The organism is Kosakonia beeri (assembly GCF_054165705.1).
Genome location: NZ_CM135106.1, coordinates 968,616 through 981,376 on the forward strand (window position 1 = coordinate 968,616; position 12,761 = coordinate 981,376).

The 12,761-nt window shown below is 55.5% G+C and carries 6 protein-coding genes and 2 tRNA genes; 5 read left to right on the forward strand and 3 right to left on the reverse strand.

Annotation, left to right across the window (positions count from 1 at the left end; translation table 11 throughout):
* The first annotated feature begins 15 nt into the window (after nt 1-15).
* Genes ptrA through recD form a run of 3 tightly spaced genes read left to right on the forward strand, consistent with a single transcriptional unit; the run spans nt 16 to nt 8,274 of the window.
* Nucleotides 16-2,904 carry a pitrilysin gene (gene ptrA / locus ACUY4S_RS04795; RefSeq protein WP_458022146.1) on the forward strand — a complete coding sequence of 963 codons (2,889 nt, stop codon included), beginning with the start codon at nt 16-18 and terminating at the stop codon, nt 2,902-2,904.
* Nucleotides 2,897-6,445, forward strand: a complete 3,549-nt coding sequence (gene recB / locus ACUY4S_RS04800) for an exodeoxyribonuclease V subunit beta (protein ID WP_458022145.1) — start codon at nt 2,897-2,899, stop codon at nt 6,443-6,445. Before ptrA ends, recB begins: the two co-directional genes overlap by 8 nt.
* Nucleotides 6,442-8,274 (forward strand): exodeoxyribonuclease V subunit alpha, encoded by a 1,833-nt coding sequence (gene recD / locus ACUY4S_RS04805; RefSeq protein WP_458022144.1) that lies wholly within the window; start codon nt 6,442-6,444, stop codon nt 8,272-8,274. The genes recB and recD overlap by 4 nt, the downstream gene beginning before the upstream one ends.
* Nucleotides 8,275-8,305: 31 nt before the next feature.
* Here the strand turns inward: recD and argA are convergent, their stop codons facing one another.
* Nucleotides 8,306-9,637 carry an amino-acid N-acetyltransferase gene (gene argA / locus ACUY4S_RS04810; protein ID WP_312691728.1) on the reverse strand — a complete coding sequence of 444 codons (1,332 nt, stop codon included), beginning with the start codon at nt 9,635-9,637 and terminating at the stop codon, nt 8,306-8,308.
* Nucleotides 9,638-9,863: 226 nt separating this feature from the next.
* Between argA and amiC the strand changes: the two genes are divergently transcribed.
* A complete protein-coding gene (amiC, locus tag ACUY4S_RS04815) occupies nt 9,864-11,117 on the forward strand; it encodes an N-acetylmuramoyl-L-alanine amidase AmiC (protein WP_312691729.1) in 1,254 nt (417 codons plus the stop codon).
* A gap of 80 nt (nt 11,118-11,197) precedes the next feature.
* Here the strand turns inward: amiC and ACUY4S_RS04820 are convergent.
* Nucleotides 11,198-11,274, reverse strand: a tRNA-Met gene (locus ACUY4S_RS04820).
* A gap of 50 nt (nt 11,275-11,324) precedes the next feature.
* Nucleotides 11,325-11,401, reverse strand: a tRNA-Met gene (locus ACUY4S_RS04825).
* A gap of 206 nt (nt 11,402-11,607) precedes the next feature.
* Here ACUY4S_RS04825 and mltA point away from each other — a divergent pair.
* The gene (gene mltA / locus ACUY4S_RS04830) at nt 11,608-12,705 is read left to right on the forward strand and encodes a murein transglycosylase A (protein WP_312691268.1); all 1,098 of its coding nucleotides are present in this window, start codon (nt 11,608-11,610) and stop codon (nt 12,703-12,705) included.
* Nucleotides 12,706-12,761 lie beyond the last annotated feature (56 nt).

The window sequence follows — 12,761 nt, forward strand, 5'->3', positions numbered from 1 at the left end:
TGATGAGGTTCGTGAATGCCCCGCAGCACCTGGTTAAAAGCTTTAGTACTGTTTTTTGCCCTCTGGGCGCCATTCAGTCAGGCAGACAACGGTTGGCAACCTGTTCAGGAAACTATCCGTAAAAGCGATAAAGATACCCGTCAGTACCAGGCCATCCGCCTTGATAATGGTATGGTGGTCTTGCTGGTGTCCGATGCGCAGGCCGTCAAATCCCTCTCTGCGTTAGTGGTGCCGGTCGGATCGCTGGAAGATCCAGATACGCACCCTGGACTCGCGCACTATCTGGAGCATATGACCCTGATGGGGTCAAAAAAATACCCGCAGCCGGACAGCCTTGCAGAATACCTGAAACTGCACGGGGGCAGTCACAATGCCAGTACCGCGCCATATCGTACCGCTTACTATCTGGAAGTTGAGAATAACGCGCTTGAAGGGGCTGTTGACCGTCTGGCCGATGCGATTGCTGCGCCGACCTTAGATAAAAAATATGCTGAACGCGAGCGTAATGCGGTCAATGCCGAACTGACAATGGCGCGTACCCGTGATGGCATGCGCATGGCGCAGGTCAGCGCGGAGACCATCAACCCGGCTCACCCTGGTGCGCGTTTCTCTGGCGGCAACCTCGAAACGCTGAGCGACAAACCGGGCAGCCCCGTGCACGATGCATTGCTGGCGTTTCGCGATAAGTATTATTCCGCCAACCTGATGAAGGCGGTCATCTACAGCAACCGTCCTCTGAACGAGTTGGCTACACTCGCTGTAGAAACTTACGGGCGCGTACCAAACAAGAATATCGACAAACCGGAAATTAACGTCCCGGTGGTGACCAGTGCGCAAAAAGGCATCATCATTCACTATGTGCCGGCAGTACCGCGTAAAGTCCTGCGTGTTGAATTCCGTATTGATAACAACACCGCCGCGTTTCGCAGTAAAACTGATGAACTGATCACTTATCTGATTGGCAATCGCAGTCCCGGCACGCTTTCTGACTGGCTTCAAAGTCAGGGTCTGGTGGAAGGGATCCGGGGTGATTCCGATCCAGTCGTGAACGGCAACAGCGGTGTGCTGGCTATCTCTGCGACGCTAACGGATAAAGGCCAGGCCAACCGTGACCAGGTGGTGGCCGCGATTTTCAGCTACCTGCAATTGCTGCGCGAAAAAGGCGTAGATAAACGCTATTTCGATGAGCTCTCCCATATTCTTGACCTCGATTTCCGCTATCCGTCCATTACCCGTGATATGGATTATGTCGAGTGGCTGGCCGACACCATGATCCGCGTGCCAGTGGCGCACACGCTGGATTCCGTCAACATTGCCGACCAGTTTGACGCAAAAGCGGTACAGGCGCGTTTGAACGAAATGACGCCGCAAAATGCCCGTATCTGGTATATCAGCCCGGATGAGCCGCATGATAAAACTGCCTACTTTGTTGAGGCGCCTTATCAGGTGAACAAAATCACTCCGGAGATGTTCGCCGACTGGCAGAAGCGCGCAGGCAACATTGCGCTGCAGTTTCCGGAGCTGAACCCTTACATTCCGGATGATTTTTCACTGATTACGCCGCAGAAGAAATATGATCATCCGGAACTGGTTGTCGATGAACCGACGCTGCGCGTGGTCTATATGCCAAGCCGTTATTTCGCCAGCGAACCGAAGGCAGATGTCAGTGTCGTTCTGCGTAACCCGCAGGCCATGGACAGTGCGAAAAATCAGGTGATGTTTGCGCTCAATGACTACCTTGCCGGGCTGGCACTCGATCAGCTTAGCAACCAGGCGGCGGTTGGCGGCATCAGTTTCTCGACGAATGCCAACAATGGATTAATGCTCAACGCCAACGGTTATACGCAGCGTTTACCGCAATTATTCCAGGCGCTGCTGGCGGGCTACTTTAGCTATACGCCAACGGAAGAACAGCTTGCACAAGCCAAGTCCTGGTATACCCAGATGATGGATTCGGCGGAGAAGGGTAAGGCGTTTGATCAGGCGATAATGCCGGTGCAGATGTTGTCACAGGTGCCTTATTTCCTGCGTGAAGACCGCCGCGCGTTACTGCCGTCGGTGACATTGCAGGACATTTTACATTATCGCGAAGCACTGAAAACCAACGCCCGCCCGGAGTTTCTCGTTGTGGGTAATCTTGCTGAACAACAGGCAAAAGATCTCGCGCATGCGGTGCAGAAACAGCTGGGCGCGAAAGGTACCGAGTGGTGCCGCAATAAAGATGTGCGGATTGATAAACCGCAGAAGGCCAGCTTTGAAAAAGCTGGCAACAGTACCGATTCTGCGTTGGCTGCGGTCTTTGTCCCGACGGGTTTCGACGAATACCGTAGTTCTGCTTATAGCGCCATGCTCGGGCAGATTATCCAGCCATGGTTCTACAACCAACTGCGTACAGAAGAACAACTGGGTTACGCTGTCTTTGCCTTTCCTGTGAGTGTGGGTCGCCAGTGGGGGATGGGCTTCCTTCTGCAAAGTAACGTGAAACAACCGGCGTATTTGTGGGAGCGATATCAGGCCTTTTTCCCCGGCGCAGAAGCGAAACTCAGAGCATTAAAGCCAGACGAGTTCGCGCAGATCCAGTCCGGGGTAATTGCACAAATCGAGCAGGCGCCACAAACCCTGGGCGAAGAGGCTTCTAAACTCAGCAAAGATTTTGATCGTGGCAATATGCGCTTCGATTCACGTGATAAAGTAGTGGCTCAGATAAAACTGCTGACGCCGCAGAAACTTGCTGACTTCTTCCATCAGGCGGTGGTAGAGCCGCAAGGCATGGCGATTTTGTCGCAGATCTCAGGAAGCCAGAGCGGAAAAGCAGACTATGCTGCTCCGCAGGGCTGGAAGGTCTGGGATAGCGTCAGCGCTTTGCAGCAATCCTTACCCCTGATGAGCGAGAAAGATGAGTGATACGACCGCTGAGTCCCTTGATCCCCTGCGCCTGCCGCTCACCGGCGAGCGCCTGATTGAAGCCTCGGCGGGAACCGGTAAAACCTTCACCATTGCCGCGCTCTATTTGCGGCTGTTATTAGGGCTTGGCGGCAATGCCGCCTTCCCGCGCCAGCTCAGCGTTGAAGAGTTGCTGGTGGTGACCTTTACAGAGGCCGCAACAGAAGAGTTGCGCGGGCGTATTCGCAGTAATATCCACGCGCTACGGATCGCCTGTCTGCGAGAAAGTTCGGACGACCCCCTTTACGCCCGTCTGCTGGACGAGATCGTTGATAAACAGCAGGCAGCGCACTGGTTGATGCTGGCTGAGCGGCAGATGGATGAGGCGGCGGTTTTCACCATCCACGGTTTTTGCCAGCGCATGCTGAGCCTGAATGCATTTGAATCTGGCATGCTGTTTGAGCAACAGCTGGTGGAAGACGAATCCCTGCTGCGCTACCAGGCCTGCGCAGATTTCTGGCGTCGTCACTGCTACCCGTTACCGCGAGAAATTGCGCAGGTGATTCATGCATCGTGGAAAGGGCCCCAGGAGTTGCTGCAATCCATTGATCGCTATCTACAGGGCGAAGCCCCGGAAATCAAAGCACCGCCTGCGGCAGATGAAACCCTGGCGTCCCGCCATCAACACATTGTTGCCCAAATCAATGCACTGAAACATTTCTGGAATGAGACGGTTAGCGAGCTGGAGCCGCTGATTGAGAACTCCGGCATCGACAGGCGCAAGTTCAACCGTGGCAATCAGGGGAAATGGATCGAGAAAATCTCAGCCTGGGCGCAGGAAGAGACAACCAGCTACCTGTTGCCGGATGCGCTGGAAAAGTTTGCTCAGTCCTTCCTGGCTCAGCGCACAAAAGCGGGCGGAGTGGTACCTGAACATGCACTTTTTGCCGCTATTGAGACGTTGCTGGCGCAACCACTTACCCTTGACGATCTGGTTCTGACCTCAGCGATGCGCGAGATCCGCGATGCGGTGGCAAAGGAAAAACGCCGGCGTGGCGAACTGGGCTTTGATGACATGCTAAGCCGTCTGGATAGCGCCTTGCACAGCCAGAATGGCGAAGCGCTGGCTGCCGCCATCCGTGCCCGCTTTCCGGTCGCCATGATTGACGAGTTCCAGGACACCGATCCGCAGCAGTACCGTATCTTTAGCCGTATCTGGTTGCGGCAGCCGGAATGCGGCCTGTTGTTGATAGGCGATCCCAAACAGGCCATTTATGCGTTTCGTGGCGCGGATATTTTTACCTATATGAAGGCGCGTGATGAAGTGAGCGCCCGCTATACGCTTGACACCAACTGGCGCTCGGCACCGGGAATGATCGCCAGTGTTAATCGCTTGTTCAGTCAGATGGACGACGCCTTCATGTTCCGGCAGATCCCCTTTTTACCGGTGAGCGCAGCCAGCAAAAATGTCGGGCTGCGCTTTGAATTTCGCGGTGAAACTCAACCTGCCATGAAGATGTGGTTGATGGAGGGGGAAGGTGTTGGCGTGGGCGATTATCAGAGCGCGATGGCGCAACTCTGCGCCACACAAATCCGCGACTGGCTTGATGCCGGGCTGCGGGGAGAAGCGCTGCTATTTAGCGGCGAAAAGCCGCGCCCGGTAAAAGCCTCAGACATTACCGTGCTGGTGCGCAGCCGCCATGAAGCGTCGTTGATCCGCGATGCATTAACGTTACTGAATATTCCCTCTGTTTATCTTTCCAACCGCGATAGCGTATTCGAAACACCCGAAGCGCAGGAACTGTTGTGGTTGTTACAGGCTGTCCTGGCGCCAGAGCGGGAAAGCACGCTGCGCAGCGCGCTGGCGACCTCCATGCTCGGGCTGACCGCCCGTGATATTGAAGCCCTGAATCTGGATGAGCTGCAATGGGATGCGGTGGTAGAAGAGTTTTCCCGCTATCGCGAACTGTGGCAAAAACGCGGCGTCATGCCGATGCTGCGCACGTTAATGGGCGCGCGCCGGGTAGCGGAGAATTTACTCGCCACGCCGGGTGGAGAAAGACGCCTGACCGACATTTTGCATATCAGTGAGTTGTTGCAGGAAGCCGGAACACAACTGGAGAGTGAGTATGCACTCACCCGCTGGCTGGCACAGCATATTGCTGAACCCAATACTAACGCCTCCAGCGAGCAACTGAGGCTGGAAAGCGATAAGCATCTGGTGCAGGTAGTCACAATCCACAAGTCAAAAGGGCTTGAATACCCGCTGGTCTGGCTGCCGTTCATCGCCAATTTCCGCGTGCAGGATCAGGGGTTTTATCACGATCGCGACTCTTTCCGCGCGGTGCTCGATCTTAGCCATGCCGAAGAGAGTATTGAACTGGCGGAAGCAGAACGGCTGGCCGAAGATTTGCGTTTGCTGTATGTCGCACTGACCCGCTCCATTTGGCATTGCAGCCTGGGTATCGCCCCGTTATTTCGCCGCCGCGGCGAGAAAACAGGGGCGTCAGATTTCCACCTAAGCGCGATTGGCCGGCTTTTGCAAAAAGGCGAAGCGCTGGACGCCGCTGCGCTGCACAGCGCGGTGCAGCAATTATGCAATGAAGATATTGCGCTCTGTACACCCTCCACACTTGATGGCTCGCCATGGTTGATGCCGCAAGGGCAGTCGCCTGATCTCAGTGCACGGGAGGTGCGGCGGCGTATTGCCGATGACTGGCGGGTTACCAGTTACTCCGGTTTGCAGCAGCGCGCTCACGGCCTGGCGCAGGATTTGTTGCCGCGTCTGGATATGGACGCCGCGGGCGAGCGGGAGTTGTTACCTGAACCGATGTTAACGCCGCACCAGTTTCCTCGCGGCGCATCGCCGGGCACCTTCCTGCATAGCCTGTTTGAGGAGATGGACTTTACCCAGCCAGTTTCTGCACAGTGGGTAGCGGAAAAATTACTCGCCGGGGGCTATGAAGAGCACTGGCAACCGGTGTTCAACGACTGGCTGGAGACGGTGCTGCACACCCCGCTGGCGGATGCTGGCGTTTCCCTTAGCGAACTGAGCGCTAAAGATAAACAAGTGGAGATGGAGTTTTATCTGCCCATCAGCGAGACGCTGACCGCCCCCGCGCTGGACGCGCTTATCCGCCGTTACGATCCACTGTCAGCAGGTTGTCCACCGCTCGACTTCCGTGATGTGCGCGGCATGCTAAAAGGGTTTATTGACCTGGTGTTTCGCCACGACGGGCGCTACTACTTGTTGGATTACAAATCCAACTGGCTGGGAGAGAGCGCGCAAGCCTATACCCAACAGGCGATGGCTGCGGCTATGCAATCGCATCGCTACGATTTGCAGTATCAGCTTTATACCCTGGCGCTGCATCGCTATCTGCGCCATCGCATTCGTGATTATGACTATGAAAAACACTTCGGCGGCGTGATTTATCTGTTCTTACGAGGTGTAGACGCGCAAAACCCACAGCAGGGGATATTTGCCACCCGGCCAGATGCTGCGTTGATTGAACAGATGGATGCGCTCTTTGCCGGGCAAACACAGGAGGTGACGCCATGAGTATGGTGAAATTACTGCGTGAGGCCGCGGAGCAAAAACTGCTGCGTCCGCTGGATGTGCAGTTTGCGCTCACCGTTGCCACAGAAGAGGAACCGGCGATGATGCTGGCTGCCGCACTGCTCAGTCGTGAAGCGGGCGAAGGGCATGTCTGCCTGCCGCTGTCTCGCCTGACGCCAGCTTTTTTGGGCAGCGCATCGCCACTGTTAAACCAGCTTTTTGATCGGGCAGGGCCGCCGGAAGACTGGCGACAGGCGCTGCTGGCGTCGCCTGCAGTCAGTGAAGGCGACGCCGCAACGCCGATGATCCTCGAAGAGGATCGCCTCTACCTTAATCGCATGTGGTGTAACGAACGTCAGGTGGCCGACTTTTTTACCGCCAGGAATGCGCAGCCGGAGGTTGACGAGGCCCGTTTGACGCAGGTTCTGGCCGGGTTGTTCCCTGCGACAGGCGAGGTGGACTGGCAAAAAGTGGCTGCTGCTGTCGCGCTCACCCGACGGGTTTCGGTGATTTCGGGCGGGCCGGGAACGGGCAAAACCACTACGGTAGCGAAACTGCTTGCAGCGCTGGTGAACATGGTCGGTGAAGAAAAATGCCGCATTCGCCTTGCGGCACCGACCGGCAAAGCGGCCGCGCGGTTAACGGAATCACTTGGCAATGCGCTGCGCCGGCTGACGCTGACGGAGCAGCAAAAAGCCCTGCTGCCGGATGAAGCCAGTACATTGCATCGCCTGCTTGGAGCACAGCCTGGCAGCCAGCGTCTGCGACATCACGCCGGTAACCCGCTGCATCTGGATGTGCTGGTGGTGGACGAAGCGTCCATGATCGACCTGCCGATGATGTCGCGACTGATTGATGCATTACCCCCGCATGCGAGAGTGATTTTTCTCGGCGATCGCGATCAGCTGGCCTCTGTGGAAGCGGGCGCGGTGCTGGGAGACATTTGTGCGTGGGTGACTGCCGGTTATAACCCGGAACGCGCAGCGCAGCTCACGCGACTGACGGGATCGCCAGTCCCAGCCGGGGAAGGCGATGCCGCAGGTGCCCTGCGCGACAGCCTGTGCTTACTGCAAAAAAGCTACCGTTTTGGTAGTGATTCCGGCATCGGGCAATTAGCGGCAGCCGTGAACCGGGGCGATAAAGCCGCCACCCGCGCGGTGTTCAACCAGGGATTCAGCGACATAGAGCGTAAGCCGCTGCACAGCACGGAAGAGTACCAACAGATGATTGACGATGCGCTCGCAGGTTACGGACGCTATCTTTCGCTGGTGCGCAGCCATGCTCAGCCGGATGCCATCATTGAGGCGTTTGGCGAATATCAGTTGCTTTGTGCGCTGCGTGAAGGGCCTTTTGGCGTTAGTGGCCTGAATGAACGCCTTGAGCAGACGCTGGTTCGCCAGCGGCAAATCAGCCGGTTGCCGCACTCTCGCTGGTATCATGGGCGCCCAGTGATGATTGCACGTAACGACGCCGCGTTAGGGTTGTTCAATGGCGATATCGGCATCGCTCTGGCGGATGGCGACGGTTTTCGTGTCTGGTTCCCGCTGCCGGATGGAACCATCAAATCGGTACAACCCAGCCGGTTGCCGGAACATGACACCGCCTGGGCGATGACCGTGCATAAATCGCAGGGATCGGAATTCGATCATGCTGCGTTGATCCTGCCGCAGCAGTTCGTTCCGGTGGTGACGCGCGAGCTGGTTTATACCGCCATTACCCGGGCGCGTAAGCGTTTGTCGCTGTATGCCGATGAGCAAGTGCTGGCTCAGGCCATCGTAACCCGCACCGAGCGGCGCAGCGGTCTGGAGGCATTATTCCGTCGGCTGGGGTAAAACAGCCCCCGCAGGGCGCGGGGGCATGGATTCAGGTGAGATCGGCCATCAGTACTTTGGAACGGCGCTGATAGTTGTACATCTGTTTTTTACTTTCCGGCAGGGAGTCGATATCTACCGGCGTAAAGCCGCGTTCCTGGAACCAGTGAATACTCCGCGTCGTCAACACGAACAGTTTCACCAGTCCCAACTGTTTTGCCTGCGCCGCTACGCGCTCCAGCAACATTTCGCCGCGTGAAGAGCTGCGATAGTCCGGATGAACGGCCACGCACGCCATTTCGCCAATCTTCTCTTCCGGGAAGGGGTAGAGTGCCGCACAGGCAATGGTCAAATTGTCGCGTTCGATGATAGTGAATTTATCAATCTCCATCTCCAGCTGTTCGCGGGAGCGACGCACCAGGATGCCCTGCTGCTCCAGGGGACGAATAAGTTCCAGAATGCCGCCAATGTCGTTAATGGTAGCGCGGCGGATCTGCTCGGCGCTCTCCATGACAATTTGCGTACCGATACCGTCACGGGAGAACAGCTCCTGCAACAGCGCGCCATCTTCCTGGTAACTGATCAGATGACTGCGGCGCACACCGCTACGGCAGGCCTTCACAGCTCCGCGCAGGAAACGCACCGTACCGGAATTGTAATCCCCACGCTCTTCCAGAACGTCGACGCGTTTCTGGGCTTCGTTGGGGAACAGTTCAGAGACAATCTCGCCTTCGTCGTTCATCACGCCCTGGGAGGAGCAGAAACCGATCATTTTTTCTGCTTTCAATTTGATGGCGAGCTGGGTGGCGATCTCTTCCGAGGTAAGGTTAAAGCTTTCGCCTGTAACGGATACGGCAACCGGTCCCATCAGCACAATCGCGCCACTGTCAAGCTGGCGATGGATGGCCTCTTCATCAATACGGCGAATACGCCCGCTATGGCAATAGTCCACGCCGTCATCAACGCCCAGCGGCTGCGCAATGAGAAAGTTACCGCTCACCACATTAATATGCGCGCCTTGCAAGGGCGTATTATTCAGGCTCATGGATAAACGCGCAGTGATATCCAGCTGCAACAGCCCGGCTGCCTGCTTCACCAGCTCAAGGGTTTTGGCATCGGTTACGCGGGTATTTTTGTGGTAAATCGGTTCATGATGATGTTCGGCAAGGTTCGCATCAATTTGCGGACGCGCGCCATAGACGACAACCAGCCGGATCCCCAGACTGTGCAGCAGGCCAATGTCATTGACGATGCTGGAAAAGTTTTCATGCTCAATGGCTTCGCCGCCGAGCATAATGACAAACGTTTTTCCCCGATGGGCATTTATATAGGGAACAGAATGGCGAAATCCCTGTACCAGTTCGGTTCTGCGTTCCTTTACCACGGCCTACCCTCACTGCATGATTATTCGTAAATTGTGTATTTTTATTCTTTTATGGCGCCGCGCGCAAGTGCAAATTTTGCTGATAAACAATAAACATGCGACGGTAAAGCGATTAACCAGACATATGTTTACCCTTTAATAGATGACAGTTTATGCGTCATTCGCTAAAGTTTTCGGTCAATTCTGACGTTTTAGTATTAATTCAGTGTAATTGCTCGGGAGAAGCATGTCGGGAAGTCAATCAGCGCTCAGCCGCCGCAGGTTATTAAAAGGGGCGGGGGCCATGTGGTTATTAAGCGTAAGCCAGGTCGGCTTTGCCGCTGTCAGTCAGGTGGTGGCGGTGCGTATCTGGCCCGCGTCGACCTATACGCGTGTGACGGTGGAATCTAACCGGGTCATTAAATATAAGCAGTTTGCGCTGAGCAACCCCGATCGGCTGGTGGTGGATCTCGAAGACGTGCATTTAAACTCCGTCCTGAAAGGCATGGGCGCGCAAATCCGTAGTGACGATCCTTACATTAAATCCGCCCGCGTCGGTCAATTCGATCCGCAAACGGTGCGCATGGTGTTCGAGCTGAAACAGAACATCACCCCTCAGCTGTTTGCGCTGGCCCCGGTTGCCGGGTTTAAAGAGCGACTGGTGATGGATCTCTACCCGGCAAACGCAAAAGATGTGCAGGATCCGCTGCTGGCATTGCTGGAAGAGTACAACAAAGGCGATCTGGATAATCAGGTGCCGCCAGCCGAAAGTGGGCCGAAGCCGGGTAAAGCCGGACGCGACCGTCCGATTGTGATCATGCTCGATCCGGGGCATGGTGGTGAAGATCCCGGCGCGACCGGGAAATATCACACCCGAGAAAAAGATGTGGTGCTGCAAATTGCCCGTCGGTTACATGCGCTCATTGAGAAAGAAGGCAATATGAAGGCCTACATGACGCGTAACGAGGATGTGTTCATCCCACTGAAAGTACGCGTCGCCAAAGCACAGAAACAACGTGCCGACCTGTTTGTATCGATTCACGCTGATGCATTTAGCAGTCGCCAGCCGAGCGGTTCGTCGGTGTTTGCGCTCTCAACCAAAGGGGCGACCAGTACCGCGGCGAAATATCTGGCGGAAACCCAGAACGCGGCCGACCTGATTGGTGGGGTGAGTAAGAGCGGTGACCGCTATCTGGATCACACGATGTTCGATATGGTGCAGTCGCTGACCATTAACGATAGCCTGAAGTTCGGCAAAGCGGTCCTTAACCGGCTGGGCACCGTCAACAACCTGCATAAGAATCAGGTAGAGCAGGCGGGCTTTGCGGTACTGAAAGCACCGGATATTCCGTCGATTCTGGTCGAAACCGCGTTTATCAGTAACGTGGAAGAAGAGCGTAAGCTGAAGACGGCTAAATTCCAGCAGGAAGTTGCCGAGTCGATTTTGGCGGGGATTAAAGCGTATTTTGCCGATGGCGCGACGCTGGCAAGAAGGGGTTAACAACATGGCGCTGCAAAGCGCCATTTTTCGTTTACCAGAACGCAGAAACAAAAAAACACCCGTTAAGGTGTTTATTGTGTTGGTTGCGGGGGCCGGATTTGAACCGACGACCTTCGGGTTATGAGCCCGACGAGCTACCAGGCTGCTCCACCCCGCGTCCGTCTGTTTACACTTCCATCATGTAAACACTTTTCTTCATCTTTTAATTGGTTGCGGGGGCCGGATTTGAACCGACGACCTTCGGGTTATGAGCCCGACGAGCTACCAGGCTGCTCCACCCCGCGTCCGTGGAAGCGCACTATACGCTGCAAACATTATGATGCAACCTTTTTTTTGCCCTGGTACGCAATTAACGGAGATTATGTGTAAAAACAGTACAATTAGTTCGTTTTTTGCACGGAATTTGTGTCAGGTTGCGCTGACGCATTTCATTAGCGAGTGGGGTTTGTTATCTTCACCCCGCTCCGGGTTAACCAGAAGATGAGAGAGAATGAAAGGACGTTGGGTTAAGTACGCACTCACGGGAGCGATGGTTGCTATCCTCGCAGCCTGTACTTCTAAACCGACCGATCGCGGTCAACAATATAAAGACGGGAAATTTTCCCAGCCATTTTCCCTGGTGAATCAGCCCGACGCCGTTGGTGCCCCAATTAATGCTGGCGATTTTTCTGAGCAAGTGAGCCAGATTCGCAGCGCCGCGCCACGCCTCTATACCAGTCAAAGTAATCTCTATAATGCCATCCAGGATTGGCTGCGCGCCGGTGGTGATACGCGCACTCTGCGTCAGTTCGGCCTTGACGCCTGGCAGATGGAAGGTACCGATAATTACGGCAACGTCCAGTTCACCGGCTATTACACCCCGGTTATTCAGGCGCGCCATACGCGTCAGGGCGAGTTCCAGTATCCTATTTACCGTATGCCGCCCAAACGCGGCCGTCTGCCCTCACGTGCGGAGATCTATGCAGGTGCGCTGAGCGAAAGCTACGTGCTGGCTTACAGCAATTCGCTGATGGATAACTTCATTATGGATGTGCAGGGCAGCGGTTATATCGACTTTGGCGACGGCAGCCCGCTTAACTTCTTTAGTTATGGTGGTAAAAATGGCCATGCCTACCGCAGTATCGGCAAAGTGCTGATCGATCGCGGAGAAGTAAAGAAAGAAGATATGTCGATGCAGGCTATCCGTGAATGGGGCGCAAAACACAGCGAAGCGGAAGTGCGCGCACTGCTGGAAGAGAATGCCTCGTTTGTGTTCTTTAAACCGCAGTCCTGGGCGCCGGTAAAAGGGGCCAGTGCGGTGCCGTTGATTGGCCGGGCTTCTGTTGCCTCCGATCGTAGCGTGATCCCGCCGGGAACGACGCTGCTGGCCGAAGTACCCCAGTTGGATAATAACGGTAAATTTAACGGCCAGTATGAGTTACGTTTGATGGTGGCGCTGGATGTCGGCGGCGCTATCAAAGGCCAGCACTTCGATATTTACCAGGGTATTGGCCCGGATGCCGGTCATCGCGCTGGCTGGTACAACCATTATGGCCGCGTCTGGGTGCTGAAAAACGCGCCAGGCACGGGCGGCGTCTTCAGCGGCTGAGTGTGGTAAACTTCTTCCCTTGCCCGAATCCGGGCGAGGGGAGTTTCCTTGTTTTC

Bases quoted from the DNA above. Each gene is read 5' to 3' on its own strand.
- ptrA (WP_458022146.1), top strand. From the start codon at position 16: ATGCCCCGCAGCACCTGGTTAAAAGCTTTAGTACTGTTTTTTGCCCTC.
- recB (WP_458022145.1), top strand. From the start codon at position 2,897: ATGAGTGATACGACCGCTGAGTCCCTTGATCCCCTGCGCCTGCCGCTC.
- recD (WP_458022144.1), top strand. From the start codon at position 6,442: ATGAGTATGGTGAAATTACTGCGTGAGGCCGCGGAGCAAAAACTGCTG.
- amiC (WP_312691729.1), top strand. From the start codon at position 9,864: ATGTCGGGAAGTCAATCAGCGCTCAGCCGCCGCAGGTTATTAAAAGGG.
- mltA (WP_312691268.1), top strand. From the start codon at position 11,608: ATGAAAGGACGTTGGGTTAAGTACGCACTCACGGGAGCGATGGTTGCT.